11 protein-coding genes are annotated in these 16517 nt (G+C 50.5%); all 11 read left to right on the forward strand.

Annotation, left to right across the window (positions count from 1 at the left end; translation table 11 throughout):
• The first annotated feature begins 34 nt into the window (after positions 1-34).
• The 11 genes from VIS48_15495 (at position 35) to VIS48_15545 (ending at position 16434) form a co-directional block, all read left to right on the forward strand.
• Positions 35-1762 carry a DUF5597 domain-containing protein gene (locus VIS48_15495; GenBank protein HEY9167557.1) on the forward strand — a complete coding sequence of 576 codons (1728 nt, stop codon included), beginning with the start codon at positions 35-37 and terminating at the stop codon, positions 1760-1762.
• A 58-nt stretch (positions 1763-1820) separates the two neighbouring features.
• On the forward strand, positions 1821-3758 hold the full coding sequence (locus tag VIS48_15500) for a sialate O-acetylesterase (GenBank protein ID HEY9167558.1): 1938 nt from the start codon (positions 1821-1823) through the stop codon (positions 3756-3758).
• A 6-nt stretch (positions 3759-3764) separates the two neighbouring features.
• Entirely contained in the window at positions 3765-5567 is a 1803-nt protein-coding gene (locus VIS48_15505) for a glycoside hydrolase family 43 protein (protein ID HEY9167559.1), read from the forward strand.
• Positions 5557-6336, forward strand: coding sequence for an SDR family NAD(P)-dependent oxidoreductase (locus VIS48_15510; protein ID HEY9167560.1), 780 nt, complete (start codon positions 5557-5559; stop codon positions 6334-6336). The genes VIS48_15505 and VIS48_15510 overlap by 11 nt, the downstream gene beginning before the upstream one ends.
• A 36-nt stretch (positions 6337-6372) precedes the next feature.
• Positions 6373-7980 (forward strand): endo-1,4-beta-xylanase, encoded by a 1608-nt coding sequence (locus VIS48_15515; protein HEY9167561.1) that lies wholly within the window; start codon positions 6373-6375, stop codon positions 7978-7980.
• Between the two features lie 23 nt (positions 7981-8003).
• Positions 8004-9863, forward strand: coding sequence for a FlgD immunoglobulin-like domain containing protein (locus tag VIS48_15520; protein ID HEY9167562.1), 1860 nt, complete (start codon positions 8004-8006; stop codon positions 9861-9863).
• Between the two features lie 20 nt (positions 9864-9883).
• On the forward strand, positions 9884-11164 hold the full coding sequence (locus VIS48_15525) for an endo-1,4-beta-xylanase (GenBank protein HEY9167563.1): 1281 nt from the start codon (positions 9884-9886) through the stop codon (positions 11162-11164).
• A 61-nt stretch (positions 11165-11225) separates the two neighbouring features.
• On the forward strand, positions 11226-13085 hold the full coding sequence (locus tag VIS48_15530; protein HEY9167564.1) for a right-handed parallel beta-helix repeat-containing protein: 1860 nt from the start codon (positions 11226-11228) through the stop codon (positions 13083-13085).
• Between the two features lie 46 nt (positions 13086-13131).
• On the forward strand, positions 13132-14163 hold the full coding sequence (locus VIS48_15535) for a uroporphyrinogen decarboxylase family protein (protein HEY9167565.1): 1032 nt from the start codon (positions 13132-13134) through the stop codon (positions 14161-14163).
• A gap of 162 nt (positions 14164-14325) precedes the next feature.
• Positions 14326-15195: an aldo/keto reductase gene (locus tag VIS48_15540; GenBank protein HEY9167566.1), complete on the forward strand. Its 870-nt coding sequence runs from the start codon at positions 14326-14328 to the stop codon at positions 15193-15195.
• Between the two features lie 117 nt (positions 15196-15312).
• On the forward strand, positions 15313-16434 hold the full coding sequence (locus tag VIS48_15545; protein ID HEY9167567.1) for an alpha/beta hydrolase-fold protein: 1122 nt from the start codon (positions 15313-15315) through the stop codon (positions 16432-16434).
• Positions 16435-16517 lie beyond the last annotated feature (83 nt).

Raw genomic sequence — 16517 nt, forward strand, 5'->3', positions numbered from 1 at the left:
TTCGCCGATACTCAAGGACAAAAGGAATGTAGAAATGAAGAACCCTGAGTCATCATGCAAAATGACACTGGAGCTGCCCCGCCGGCTTCGTCATCTGAGCGTGGGCAGACATAAGACAATCATGTCCATCGCGGTATTTTCTGTTGCCCTCTTGTCGGCACCGGTCCTCGATGCGCAGAGGTCGGACACCGGTATCCCACATCTGGTCAAGCATGGAACCGCCACCCAACTGGTCGTTGATGGTAAACCATTTCTTGTCCTGGGTGGCGAGCTTGGCAATTCATCCGCGTCAGATATGAATTACCTGAATCCATTTTGGAAGAACTTTGAGCAGATGCACCTGAACGCTCTAATAGTTCCCGTTTACTGGGAGCTGATAGAGCCCGAAGAAGGACATTTCAATTTCACGTTAGTCGATAGCATCATTACCGCGGCGCGACAACATAAACTAAAAATCGTTTTCCTCTGGTTCGGTTCGTGGAAGAACAGCATGTCCTGCTATACTCCCCTGTGGGTGAAGACCGATGAGAAGAGGTTTCCAAGAGCGCGCGCGAAGAGCGGAGCGGCGCTTGAAATACTGACGCCCTTCAGCGACGAGTCCCGTGATGCCGATGCGGGAGCCTTCGCCGCGCTGATGAAACACATCCGGACGATAGACGGTCCGAATGGATCCCTTCGGGAGAAGAGCTATACTGTCATCATGGTACAGGTTGAAAATGAAATTGGAATGATACCGGACGCAAGAGATTATTCTCCCGAAGCAAATAAGGCTTTTAAGGCGGCCGTGCCACAGGAGCTGATCAACTGCCTGGAGACACATAAAGATTCGCTTGAAGCCGGCATGAGAAATAGTTGGGAGGAAAACGGGTTCAAGACGACCGGAACGTGGGAAGAAATATTCGGACAAGGATTGAGCACGGACGAGTTATTCATGGCATGGTATTTTGGAAAGTACACAGACTATGTTGCCGAGGCAGGAAAACGTGAATATCCTCTGCCTATGTACGTGAACGCGGCATTGATCCGGCCCGGATACAAGCCGGGCCAATACCCGAGTGCGGGACCGCTGCCTCACCTTTTTGACATATGGAGAGCGGCGGCTCCTCATCTGGATTTTCTGGCCCCCGATGTCTACTTCGCTAACTTTTCGGAGTGGATCGGCAAATACGACCATCGAGGGAATCCTCTTTTCATTCCCGAATGCGCGAACAGTCAAAGTGTCGCAAACGCCTATTTTGCATTCGCCGAGCACAATGCCATCGGCTTCAGCCCGTTTTCAATCGAGTCTCTCGAAGACCCTGATCATAATCAGGTCTCGCAGGGATACAAAGTGCTTCACGAGCTCACTCCGTTGATACTTGAAAACCAGGGTAAAGGCACAATGGCAGGTGTCCTGCTCGACAGTGCGGGTCAGGAAGATAAGATTACTCTTGGAAATTATCTGTTCACCGTAAAGCACGAATACGCATGGAGATTTGCAGAGAGGGAAAGCGGGCCGACGCCGAGAGTGGGAGGCATGATCATTATGCTGTCTCCGGATGAATTTATAATTGCCGGCACAGGCATGCTCATTACATTCGAGACGCGCGCCGGAGGAAATTCCATTGCCGGAATTGGCACCGACTATGAAGGAAGATTCGTGGATGGGAAATGGGTTCCAGGTCTTAGTCTGAATGGTGACCAGACAAACCAGGGAAGACAGGTCTTCCTGCGCGGTGGAAAATTCACAATCCAGAGAGTGAGACTTTACAGCTACGAATAAATGACAAGCGTCAATCAGTAGAAGATTAGTCATGGTACGTCGAAGGAGTTCAAAACGAATGAAGAGAAATATCTTTTGTTATTTGCTCTGTTCCATTTTGTTTGTCGCTTTACAAGCCGGTGTCTGTAACGTTAAACTTCCGCGTCTCGTCAGTGACGGAATGGTTTTGCAAAGAGGGGACACCCTGCGCGTCTGGGGTTGGGCTTCACCGGGCGAGAAAGTAGCAGTCAGATTCTTAGGGCGAATCGTCAGCACAACGACTGGCTCAGAAGGAAAGTGGGCGATCATGCTTCCTCCAATGAAAGCGGGCGGACCGTGCAGCATGGAGATTGACGGCAACAATCATATCGTTCTAAACAATATCCTGATCGGCGACGTGTGGGTTTGTTCCGGGCAATCCAACATGGAGCTGCCTATGGCGAGAGTCAAATGGAAATACGAAGATGTGATCGCTCATTCTGACAACTCCTTCATAAGACAGATTCTCGTTCCCGATAAATATGATTTCAGCGCGCCCCAGGATGACATACAGTGGACCACATGGGAGCCGGCAAATCCCTGGACGGTGCTCCAATTTACCGCCGCAGGATACTTTTTTGCGAGAAGCCTCTACGAGAAATACCATGTTCCGATCGGCTTGATAAACGCAAGTGTCGGCGGAACACCGATTGAAGCCTGGATGAGCAAGGATGCGTTGAAGGAATTTCCCGACATTCTGGCAAGAGGCGAAAAGTTCCGCGAGAGTGCCTACAGAGACAGCATCACAAAACGGAGCGACTCGGTATATGGTGGCTGGAATAGCAGTGTGTGGCAGCGAGATGAAGGTCTCCACGGCGACAAACCGTGGTACGATCCAACTTATAACGACTCTGGATGGCAAACGATGAAACTCCCTGCATATTGGGCGGATGAAGGTTTGAAAAACACCAATGGAATAGTCTGGTTCAGGAGGGAGTTTGTTGTGCCGCCGTCTCTGGCAGGCAAGCAGGCAAAGCTCATCATGGGGAGAATCGTTGATGCCGATTTTGATTACATCAATGGAGTGTTCGTCGGGTCGGTTTCTTACCAGTATCCTCCCAGAAGATATGACGTTGCTCCGGGCTTGCTCAATGCGGGTAAGAACACTGTCGTGGTACGCGTTCTTAATTCAGGCGGCCTCGGAGGATTCATTAAGGATAAACAGTATGCTTTGGTAATAGGGAACCGTATTATCAATCTTGCCGGGAATTGGAAATACAAAGTAGGTGTTGCGGCATCGCCAATGCCGTTTGGAGGACCAACAATAATTTATCAGCCGTTCGGGTGTTTCAACGCGATGATCGCTCCACTTTTGAACTATACCATCAAAGGCGTGATCTGGTACCAGGGCGAATCGAACGCGGGTTATCCCATTGGGTACGCGAAGAAATTTTCGGCTATGATTGCCGATTGGAGGGAGAAATGGCGTGAGGGAGAATTTCCATTCATCTACGTCCAGCTTCCCAACTACGGTGAACCGTTCGACCATCCCACCGAGAGCGGCATGGCGGGTCTCAGGGAGGCACAGCTTCAAACACTCTCGGTTCCCAACACTGGCATGGCGGTAACAATTGACATCGGCGAGTGGAACGACATTCATCCCCTTGATAAAGGCGATGTCGGCAAGCGGCTGGCGCTCGCGGCTGAAAAAGTGGCTTACGGCAACAACAAGATTGTCTATTCCGGTCCGATTTATAAAAGCGTGAAGATTGAAGGAGCCAGAGCCGTGGTCTCGTTCACAAATGTCGGAACCGGGTTGGTCTCGAAGGGCGGACACCTCAGAACTTTTGAGATTTGCGGTGCCGATGGCAAATACGTCTGGGCAAATGCGACGATCAGAGATAACGAGGTAGTTGTATGGAGTGATTCGGTATCGGTTCCCGTCGCCGTCCGGTATGCCTGGGCCGATACACCCACCGGTGCGAACCTGTACAACAGGGAGGGTTTACCTGCCTCGCCATTTGAGACGGGAAAGTGATTCAAGATGAATCGAAGTTTGGTGATCACAACCGGAAGAGGGACAAAGGCACGGAGATGCGTAGACACCGAGAGAAAGAAATTGCTTTGTGCCTCTATGCCTCTTTACCTTTTTGCCTTTATCATGATTACAGGAGCCACCTTTAACCTGCATGCACAAATGAAATCGGAATACACAAATCCAATCCTCGCTGGCTTCTATCCTGATCCCAGCATCTGTCGCGTGGACGATGACTATTATCTTGTCAACTCCACTTTTGCTTATTATCCGGGCATCCCGGTGTTCCACAGTAAGGATCTTGTCAACTGGAAATTGAGCGGGTATGTTATAGACAGGCCGGACGAATTGAATTATGACAGCCTCGGGGTTTCGCGAGGGATATTCGCACCGGCGATAAGGTACCACGATGGACTCTTTTATGTCACCTGCACATTTGTGGATGGAGGTGGAAACTTCGTTTGTACAGCAAAGAATCCTGCTGGCCCTTGGTCAAAGCCGGTTTGGTTACCGCAGGTTAGTGGAATAGATCCATCTTTGTTTTTCGACGACAACGGAAAGGCGTATTTGGTTTTTAACAGCATCGCGCCCGATAATAAGCCGCTCTACCAGGGGCACAGGACGATCAGGATCCGGGAATTTGACTACGTGGGGCTGCATGTTCTCGATGAAGAAAAAATTATTGTGAATGGCGGAACAAATATCAAAAACAAACCAGTTTGGATTGAAGGACCTCATGTTTTCAAAGTGCGCGACAGGTATTACCTCATCGCTGCAGAAGGAGGTACGGCCGAAAATCATTCCGAAGTCGTGTTCAGAAGCGAAAACATTGACGGCCCTTATGTTCCCTACGAAGATAACCCGATCCTCACGCAGAGGGATTTGAATCCTGACCGGAAGAATCCGGTGACATGCACGGGACATGCGGATCTCGTCGAGACTCAAGCGAGTACCTGGTGGGCAGTCTTTCTCGGTTGCCGGCCATACGCGGACGATTCCTACAACACCGGCAGAGAAACATTCCTCGCACCTGTGACTTGGAAGAACGACTGGCCGATAATTCTTCCACACGGCGATGCAGTGAAGTACTTCTATCAACGACCACTTCCCCCGGTTAGCTCAGACGAGCAATCATCTTATAGCGGCAATTTCAAATTCCGGGACGACTTTGATTCAGATAGCTTGAACCTCGTTTGGGAATTCCTGAGGGCTCCTATTGAAAACTGGTACAACCTGCGCGACAGGAAAGGATATTTGACTCTGCAACTTAGACCGGAGACATGCTCCGGAAAGAATAATCCAAGCTTTATAGCTCATCGCCAGGAACATATGGCTAGCACAGCGAGCACAGCATTCCAGTTTCTTCCTAAAGCTGAAAACGAGAAAGCCGGTCTGATAATTTTCCAGAACGAGTCGCACTTCTATTTCCTTTGCAAATCTCTTGAAGAGGGCAAACCTGCGGTCCAGCTTTACAGGTCTATCGACAGCGACAGCTCGAAGACTGAGATGGAACTCATCGCCTCGCGCGAGCTCAGCCCGGACAGAAGAAATTCCGAATTGAATCTTGAGATCGTGGCGAAGGGCGCTTACTACTCGTTCTCATACGGCTTCAAAAATGACAGATGGATTTCTTTGGGTGACAGTGTTGACGCTGCGTTCTTGAGTACGAAGACCGCTGGAGGCTTTGTCGGCTGTATGTTCGGTTTATACGCGACATCAATGGGCAAATTGAGCGGCAACAAGGCGGAGTTTGATTGGTTTAGATACATTGGTAATGATAGCGTTTATTCGAAAGGGACGGATGAAAAGTAAACTAGACAAGACTCCTCTATATGAGGACTTGAAAAATAAAATTGTTCTCGTGACGGGAGGATCCGGCGGAATCGGGTACGCGATAACCGAAGCGTTCCTGGCAATCGGTTCCCGAGTCGTCATCGTGGGAAGGGACAGAGATAAGCTTCGCGCGGCAGAAAAAAAACTGAACGGTGACGTGAAGTCATTCGCATTTGACCTGAATGAGATCGACAAGATTCCATCGCTTATAAAGAAAATCACCTCAACTGTCGGCGAGATCGATATTCTCGTCAACAACGCGGGTGTCAACCTGAAGAAGGACGCGCTCGCCCTCTCAAACCAGGAATACAAAGAAATAATACTCGCGAATCAAACTGCTGTCTTCGCGCTGAGCAGGGAAGTCGCAAAGCCAATGCTGGCGCGTCGGAGCGGCAATATTATAATGATAAGCTCGATGGCGTCCCTGTACGGGATCCCCAAAGTGGTCGCCTATACGGCATCCAAATCTGCCATCGAAGGAATGACGCGCGCCCTTGCAGTCGAGTGGTCGCCACACGGCATTCGCGTGAATTGCATCGCGCCCGGTTTCATCGAGACCGCGATGTCTAAGAGAGCGCTGGATACCGATCCTGAAAGAAAAAATAAAGTCCTCGAACGAACTCCGCTTGGGAAACTTGGTGAGCCTTCAGACGTTGCAAGCGCCGCGCTCTTTCTCGCTTCGTCCCAGTCGAAATATATTACCGGGATCGTGCTTCCGGTCGACGGCGGAAACTCAATAGGATTCTAGTCAGTACTCAAGTACCAGAGTGAAAAGGAGCCGAACATGTTGTTTGAAGTAATGCGTCGCTGCAAACGAAGGGAACTCTCCGTTGCATTATCCCTTCTTATTGTCGTCTCGTTACCCGCTCAGTCGATCTCGCAATTGGCTCTCGGCAGGAATAAGTTCGTGGGCAATGCCGTAACATTTGGCAGTAATATTCCATTGAACTTCATGCAGTATTGGGATCAGGTCACTCCAGGCAATGACGGCAAGTGGGGAAGTGTAGAGAACACTCAGGGCGTGTTTAGTTGGTCGGGCCTCGACGCCATCTATAATTTTGCCCTGATAAACGGGATTCCCTTCAAAGAGCACAACCTCATCTGTGGATCGCAGCAGCCTTCGTGGATCGGTTCACTCGATTCCGCCGATCAAAGAGCCGCGATACAAGCCTGGATCGACAGCGTCGGGCACAGATATCCGCAAGCGACGTTTGTCGATGTCGTCAACGAACCCTTCAATACTCCACCCGACGGGAATAACGGCAGGCCCAACTACATCAATGCGATTGGCGGGGCGGGGGCTACGGGCTGGGATTGGGTCGTCACGGCGTTCACATGGGCAAGGAAGTCCTTTGCGCCGGGCGTGAAGCTCCTGGTGAATGAATACAACATTCTGCAAAGCAACTCGGTCACGAGTAACTACATCGCCCTCATTGACACGCTGAAGTCAAGAGGACTCATCGACGGGATCGGAATCCAGGGACACTACTTTGAATTCAAGGACGCGGCATACCTTGGATCCAGGTATTCTTATCCCGTTAGTACGTTGAAATCCAATCTTGACAGACTGGCTTCCGCCACCGGTTTGCCTATTTACATTACAGAGTTCGATGTTGACGAGAAAGACGGCAATACCCAACTTCAAAATTATAAAACGTATTTCCCTCTCTTCTACGAAGATCCCGGCGTAAAGGGGATGACATTGTGGGGATATAATTACGGAGACACGTGGAAACCCTACGCATATCTAGATTCTGTAGGAGTGGAACGACCGGCGTTACAGTGGCTGACGACGTACCTGGCGAAGTATCTGCTGCAGCCGGCGGTGATATCACCGGCAGACAACACGACAGGCGCACTGCGAAATCCCGTAATGTCGTGGCATACATCGATAGCGGCATCGTTATACCGGGTGCAGGTATCGACGAACGACATATTCACGAGTGTAGTTGCGGACACGACGGTATCCGACACGCTCCTGCAGCTGCCGGCCCTTACCGCTCATGTGAAATACTACTGGCATGTCAGCGCAATGAATGCGAGCGACACCGGCGATTTCTCCGCGCCGCTGAGTTTCACGACAGGAGACTCGATAGCTACCGGTATAAAAGAATTTGAAGAGGTTCCGACCGAGTTTAAACTTTCTCAGAACTATCCGAACCCATTCAACCCGACGACTGTGATCAGCTATCAGTTGTCGGCAGTCAGCAATGTAAGCCTGAAGATCTATGACGTTCTTGGAAGAACAGTCGCGACTCTAGTGAATGGGAGACAGAACGCCGGATATTACAATGTCATATTCGACGCGAGCAATCTTCCGAGCGGAGTCTATTTTTATCGGTTGAGCACTCAGAACTTTATTGCGGTTAAGAAACTTCTGCTTCTCAAATGATATAAGAAAGCGGGAACAACAGCATGAACAATTTTCATAAACGTCTTTTTGCAATTATTGTAGTGGCCGCGGCATTTTCATCGAGCGCCTACGCGCAGTCGTACACCGTCAGTGGCAACGTGTCGGCGTCATCGAATGCCGTCCGAAATGCCTCGATCATTTTCACTGATAATGGTAATCCCACTCTAAAATACACAGCTGTAACTGACAGTATGGGCAATTTCTTGATTGGCTCGATTACGTCAGTTAACAATGGGACCAACGTACCGTCCAGTTTCAAGCTGCAACAGAACTATCCCAACCCATTTTCGAGTGCGACGTCTATCCCTTACGAGCTCGACAAGCAATCGGATGTGAAGGTTACGATTTACGATATTCTTGGAAGAAAGGTCCAGGAATTTTCGGTCGGCTTTCAGTCGGCCGGGGCACACGGAATAGTATGGAACGGGAGAGACAATTTCGGAAAGAGAGTCGCAGCAGGTGTCTACATCTATCGCCTTCAGGCGGGAGGTGAAGCCCAGGCCAGGAAGCTTGTCTTTGGATTGGGAGGTGAAAACGCGCCCATTTCATTTTCGGGTCTGATCCCTTCGAGATCTTCAGAAATACAATATGAGAAGCCCGCGACTCCAGCAGGTGAAACTTTTACCGTGCAGATTCAGAATACAGACAGCACATTCCCTGCGATCACCCCGCAGCAATTCAACAACGTAACGGTTCAAAGCGATACCACACTCGATTACAGTGTAACCGCGCCGGCCCCTGTGATGGTTTACTTCGACAGCACCCAGCAGATAATTAGGGGATTTGGTGCGGCTAATATAGTCACCTGGCGGCCAGACATGACGCCGGCAGAAATCCAGACCGCTTTCGGAACAGGCCCCGGCCAACTCGGGCTTTCTATAATGCGCCTCCGGATCCCGCCCGACTCCACACAGTTTGGCATCAACATCCCCTCGGCAAAGGCGGCGGAAACTCTCGGTGTGACGGTCATTGCATCGCCATGGACGCCGCCGGCTTGGATGAAGACTAACGACAACATTGTCGGCGGAAGCCTGGATACAAATAACTACGCCGCGTTCGCTGCATTCCTCAATTCGTTCGCGGATACCATGGCGAATAACGGCGCACCGATGTACGCTATCTCAGTCCAGAATGAACCCGACGCAAACGTCACTTACGAGTCGTGCTACTGGACGGGAGCGCAATTTCTAAATTTCATGAGGAACAACGCGCCCGCAGTGGGCACACCGATTATAATGCCGGAATCCGAAAGCTTCACACACTCGTTCTCCGATCCGACGCTCAACGATTCCCTCGCGGCGTCCCATCTTACCATTGTCGGCGGACACCTGTACGGTACGAGCCCCTCGCCTTATCCGCTTGCACTAAGTAAGGGGAAAGAATTATGGATGACAGAATATCTTGTGACCGATACGACATGGAACGCGGTCATGGGAACCGCCCAGAGCATCAATGATTGCATGGCCGACCAGATGAGCGCGTACATATGGTGGTACATCATAAGATTTTACGGACCGATTAACGAAAGCGGCGTGGTCATGAAGAGAGGCTATGTAATGTCCCAGTACTCAAAATTCGTCCGTCCCGGATCATACCGTGTCGCTGCGACAGCGAATCCTTTGCCAGGGGTCTACCTGACGGCTTACAAGAACGGCTCTAAAGTGGTTGTCGTGGTCATCAGCACTAACTCGTCTTCATCCCGTTTGACATTTGATGTTGAGGGCGGGTCCGCGTCTTCATTCACTCCATATGTTACGTCGACTACGAAAAATTGCGCGCAAGGGATCAGCATACCTGTTACCGGGGGAGGTTTCGCCGCTTCGCTTGATGCATCAAGCGTGACCACTTTCGTATCGAATTGAAGAACCAGGTGAAGCACCGGATGAGACTTATTGCTACTCTCGGGCTGATATTCGCGTCAGTCTTCTTATCGGGTGAGAAGTGTCTGTCTCAAATTGCGGAAGGTCAGGGCAAGTTCGTCGGCTGCGCTGTGAGCTTACCGATTCCGCAGAGCTTTCTGACCTACTGGAATCAAGTCACGCCCGCGGATGAAGGCAAATTTGGACGGGTCGCCAGCTTATCTGCTGATACATCATTGTGGATCTGGAGTTCTCTTGACCAGATTTATGATTTTGCGTTGATTGACAGTATCCCTTTCAAAGAACATAATCTCGTCTGGGGGCAGGAACAGCCGTCGTGGATCGGTTCACTCGATTCATCCGATCAGTACCAGGATGTGGTCAACTGGATAAGGCTTTGTGGAGAGAGATATCCCAAAACGGCAATGGTCGACGTTGTAAATGAGCCTCTCCATGACACGCCGCAGGCCTCCCAAAGCCCTGTACCATATTACAACGCGCTGGGAGGCGCAGGCTCGACGGGCTGGGATTGGGTTATTACCGCTTTTACACTGGCGAGGAAATATTTCCCGAATGCGAAGCTGCTTATCAATGAATACTACATTCTTAATTCCGACCCGTCCGATCCCTATGCGTCAGTCTATAAGTACGTGAACATAATTAATCTTTTGAAACAGCGGAATCTCATTGACGGGATCGGTTGCGAGATGCATTTTCTGGAACAGCAGGATTCATCAGTCTTAAGAGCGAATCTTGATATCCTCGCAGCGACAGGCGTGCCGATCTATATCACGGAATACACGATCAACGAGTCGAGTGATGCAGCACAGCTTTCCATCATCGAAAATCAGTTCCCCGTATTCTGGAAGCACCCCGCCGTGAAAGGAATTACCTTCTTTGGTTACATACAGGGGCAGGTGTGGAACCGGACTCCAAATTGTTTCCTGATTTATTCGAACGGATCCGTGCGGCCGGCATTGACTTGGCTGATGAATTACGTGGCAGAGAACCCTACAGGAATAAAGAAGACGATTCTCCCTTCATCGCCGACGCTCGACCAGAACTTCCCCGATCCATTCAATCCGACAACAGTTATTAGGTATCAGCTATCAGCCACCAGCCGCGTGAGTCTGAAGGTGTACGATGTAATAGGAAGGGAAATTGAAACGCTTGTGGACGAAAGAGAAACACCCGGAACGCACAGTGTTTCATTTGATGCAGCAAAATTCCCGAGCGGCGTCTACTTCTACCGGCTCGTGACGGGGAATTTCAATGAAGTAAAGAAACTTGTCCTGATTAAATGATAAACGGAATGACAGGAAACATAATGCAGACACAAACCCGCAAAAAATCGAAGGCATTCCAATGAATCGATTTCTGAGATACACTTTCATCCCGGCGCTTTTCCTTTTGTGTTGTGACTTGATACCGGTTTCGGCTCAGCCTTCCGGTGGACCTTACGGTCCCGCTCGACAAACTTATGAGTTGCCGATCGTCTCTGGAAAAGTATATTATGTCGCACCTGACGGAAACGGCGCGCAGCCCGGTCAATCCCTGACGAATCCGACATCACTGGATTCGGCAATTGCGCGAGTCGTGTCGGGTGACGCCATCGTAATCCGCGGAGGAGTATACCGGACGGGAAACCTGGAGGTCAACCAGGGAATTGCCATACAGCCGTACGAAGATGAGCAACCGGTACTGAAGGGAACCTATGTCGCCGCGAACTGGAAAAACCTCGGTAACGGCCTGTGGGTCACAAAGTGGACTCGTCTTTTCCCTGACAAGCCCGCCGACTGGTGGCAGCGCAGTACCGAAGGGAAGAAGACTCCGCTGTGCAAGTTCAACGATGATATGGTGTTTGTCGACGGGAAGTTCCTTCAGTCAGTGGGATGGGAGGGCGGAGTCGATGAGAATTCATACTACATCGATTATGACGACAGCCTGGTGTACATCGGCATAGATCCGACCAACCGTCTGGTGGAGATCACCGCCTTCAACTCGGCGCTCATCAGAACCACTGGTGAGTGTCACGGGAAACAAGCTGACCATGAAGGGTTTGCCATCCGCGGCATTACGTTCACGCAGTACGCATACCGAGCGCTCGAGATCGAAGGCGCTGAGCCGGGCAAGGCTGAGGACGAATCGCAATTCGGAAAGGACGTCGTCGGCACGACACTCGAGAATTGCACGATCTCATACTGTTCGCGGGTCGCGGGATTTTTCCGTGGAGACCGCCTGACGATTCGACATTGCATGATTAGCAATACAAGCACCGAAGGCGTTTATGTCATTGCATCAAATGATATTCTTCTTGAAGGAAACATTTTCGAGCGGAATAATATTGAGAATATCACCGGCTACTATCCTGCCGCCGTGAAAATCTTTAACCAATGCCACCGCGCGACGTTCCGCGATAATCTCGTCACTGACCTTCCGAACTCGAACGGCGTGTGGTACGATGTGGGCGAAGTAGACGGCGTTTTCGTGAACAACTGGGTTGAGAATGTCGGCCATGTCGAGAAGACAATCCCGACAAACCAGGTCTGGCCAAGCAGCAATGGGTTTTTCTTCGAGATTTCAAAAGGCGCAGTGTGCGCCGGAAATGTTTTTGTGAATTGCGACCACGGCATGATGATACTCAATAGCTCGAACGTCGGCGTCTACCAGAACACTTTCGTCAACAGCATGGCATGCTTCGGAAGGAACGGCAGGACTCCCGCGGGAGACAGGTTCGGTTGGCATTCGAGCACCGGTCCCGATGTCGACAAACGTGAGGGGCACATTTTTGTAAATAACCTTCTCACGGGAGACGAGAATTTTCTCAGACCGCTCCTTTTCGTCTGGCAGCCGGCATCTGTGTGCGGTCAGCTTACGAAACCGGAACTGAGCAAGTTCGACCACAATGTATATGTGCGCAATGCAAACAGGACAGAGTATTCACTCATCTTATGGAGTCCCGCACAAAATGATACATGTCAGGTCGGATTTGATTCCCCTGAAAGTGTAACCAAGTTGTATCCTGAGTTCGAGTCTGACAGCCGCGCTTACACCGGATACAGCAACTCGGTATTCAAGAGCGCTGTGCTTCATAATTACCGTTTGCTGCCGGAGTTTCCCGGCGTAAAACTCGGAACGAAACTTCCGAAAGATGTTGCCGCATTCCTGGAAAAATCCGGAGCGGAAGAAACATACGTCGGAGCCTATCCGCCGGGACCGAAATAGTTTCTTTTTTCAATTGCATGTCGATATTATGAAATGAGGGAATTAGATGACAGATCAACAATGGGAAACTCTGAAAGAAATCGTCAGCGGCCGGCAGGTCAACCCGCTTCCGATCGGTTTCGTGATCGATAGCCCATGGCTTCCGAACTGGTACGGAATAAAGATCATTGATTATTTCTCCAACGATGAATTGTGGTTGAATGCCAACTTGAAGGCACTAAATGATTTTCAGGATGTGATGTTTCTTCCAGGATTCTGGTCGGAGTTTGGAATGTGCACAGAGCCTTCGGCGTTTGGCGCACGCTGCACATTCCCGCCGGATGAATTTCCGTTTGCCCATAAGATCATCAGGTCGACGGATGATATCGATTACCTGCCGGAGCCCAATCCAAAAACAGACGGCCTCCTCCCTTATGTTGTTAACCGCTTGAAACTTGCCCGCCCGAAGATCGAAGCGGCCGGACATAAGATCAGATTTGCCGTTGCCAGAGGGCCTCTCAATATCGCAAGCTATCTCATGGGTTCGACTGAATTCCTTACGACCATGATGATGGAACCTGAGAAAGCCGAGACGCTCGTCAAAAAGATAACCGCGTTCCTTAAGAACTGGCTCAACTTCCAGATGGAAACTTTTCCCACCATCGACGGAATTTTCCTGCTTGATGACATAATCGGATTCATGGGCGAGACGGAATTCCTTTCGTTCGGCATGCCGTTCTTCAAGGAACTGTTCGACGTAAATGTCTCGATCAAGTTTCTCCACAACGATGCACCGTGCAGAGTGTCGGCACCGTTCCTTCCGGAGATGGGAGTCAACCTTTTCAACATGGGTTTCGATGTGACATTGAACGAGCTTAAAGAAATGTCGAAAAACCGCGTCACGATGCTCGGGAATCTACCTCCGCGAGACGTGCTCGCTGCGGGTACTCCCGCCGTTGTCGAAAAAACCGCAGGTGAAATGGCGGCCGCTCTGAAGGAAAAGGCGAGAGTGATCATGTCGTGTGGGGGCGGTATGCCTCCGGGAGTGAAGACGGAGAATATTCAGGCTTTCATCCGTGGAATCCGAAATGCGCGATGACCTCCCGACGGGACGCTTTATCGTGCGGATATGGGCGTCATTACCAGACCGAGAACCTCCTGATCAATTGCGGCGTTGAATATTTAACGGGCCGCTCCGGAAAAATCACATGGTCTCACCGACGGGCGGCTTGTTGAATTCAATTTTTCGGGAGAATCGAACATGAGACGAAGAGATTTCATCAGGTACGCGACGGTGGCTGCTGGGGTGCTCTCACTGCCGTCATACGCCCGGAAATTAGCCGCGGCTCCAGTGAAGAAGTTCGCAAGCGATGTCGTGACGCTGGGAAAATCAGGAATTAAAGTGTCACGTCTTGCGGTTGGAACAGGCACGCACGGATTCAATCACCGATCTGACCAGTCGGAAAACCTCGGCTTGAGCGGACTCGCCGACCTGCTCCACGCCGCGTATGACAGAGGCATAAACTTCTGGGATTCAGCAGACCAATACGGTACACATCCAGATTTGAAGGAGGCACTGAAGAAAATACCGCGTGAAAAAGTGGTGATTCTTACGAAGACTGAGGCGACCACGGCGGACGAAATGCGGTCGGACCTCGACAGGTTCAGGAGAGAAATCGGAACGGATTATATAGACATAATTCTTCTTCATATGATGACGGATCGCGATTGGCCCACATCGAAGCGCGGTGCAATGGAAGTATTGTCGAAGGCGCGCGAGGACGGTGTCATCCGTGCGCATGGAGTATCATGCCACACCCTCGAAGCTCTGCGGTCGGCGGCGGATTCGGATTGGGTACAGGTGGACTTCGCACGCATCAACCCAGCTGGCACAATGATGGACGCTGACGTGCCGACAGTCGCGGATGTCCTGAAGAAAATGCACTCCGGCGGAAAAGGCGTTGTGGGAATGAAAATATTTGGCGCAGGTCGGCTTGTCGCGAGAAAAGACGAGTGCCTCAGGTATGTGCTCGGTCTCGATTTTGTCGACGCGTTTACAATCGGCCAGGAAAGCAAGGAACAAATGCTCGATCTGATAGAAAGCATCCCTGCCGCAAGCATCGCAGGTTAAACGAAGAGCAATCGTCCGGAATCGTCGTGTCTGTTCGCGATTCGGAATTCATTCTTGTTCGTCCGGACCGTTTGCGAGGTGGTTTGCACATTCACAAACCTTGGAGGAAGAAGATCAATGAGTCGAATGATCCTGAAATCGTGTCTGTTCCTCATTGTCGTGAGCGTATCGCGTCTAAACGCGCAGTCATTGACTGATACCGGCGTATTATCACCGCCTGCAGTCCAGATCGCCGGCTCACAGTCTTTCACGATCGCATCTTCCATCACGAAGGAGAAGTACGACATCTATGTTTACGTCCCTCGTAGTTATGGAGACACGACAAGAGTTTTTCCCGTGATATATTCGCTCGACGGGCAATGGGACTTCACGCTCATCGAAAGCATTTTCGGACAGCAATATTACGATGGGTTTCTCCCCCAACTTGTAGTCGTGGGAATAACCTGGAACGGTCCGAACCCAAATTACGATTATCTGCGTGCAATGGATCTCACCCCAACAACAAGCGACGAAATGCCGCTATCGGGTAAAGGACCGAAGTTCCTTCAATTCATCAAGAGTGAACTCATCCCATTTATCGAATCAAGATTCCGGGTCAGAAAGGACGACAGGACTCTGATTGGAAGTTCACTCGGAGGACTCTTTACATTATATACTCTTTTCAAAGAGACAAATCTTTTCGAACGATACGTCCTGACAAGTCCCGCGGTGCAGTGGGACAACGGGGTCATTTACAATTTCGAGAGCGAATACCACAAGAAGAATTCACAGCTTCCTGTAAAGTTATTCATGGCGATAGGTGAATACGAAGATGTCACGCCGTTCCAGCGCTTTGTAGATGTCCTTAAGTCGCGAGAATACGGCGGGTTGAGCATGCAGACGATGGTCCTCGCCGCCACCGGTCACTCCGGCACGAAGGCAGAAGGATTTGCGAGAGGGCTGCAATTTGTTTATGCACGCCCGGATCTGATGATCGATAGTAAAACGCTCGAGAGATACTCCGGAACTTACCGAACCTTCGCGGGCGCGTCAACGATAATTTCTGTTGAAGATGGACACCTCATGATTCAGGAATCCGAATCGACCAGGCATGTGTTATCAGCTGAAACCGATTCTGACTTTTACGTCAGGGGGACTTTCGAATTCGTCCACTTCAACAAAGACTCGACCGGGAAGACAACTGGATTTCTCATCCGGCGGTTCAACGGAAACAGTTCGGCGACACGAGTGGAGAATTAGCATCAGCGCCGTCTAAGCGTTAGATTATTCTTTGGCGTTCACCGAACGATCCGTATACCTGAGGATCTTAAAATTTATATTTC

Source organism: Candidatus Kryptoniota bacterium (genome assembly GCA_036567965.1).
GTDB lineage: Bacteria > Bacteroidota > Ignavibacteria > Kryptoniales > JAKASW01 > JAKASW01.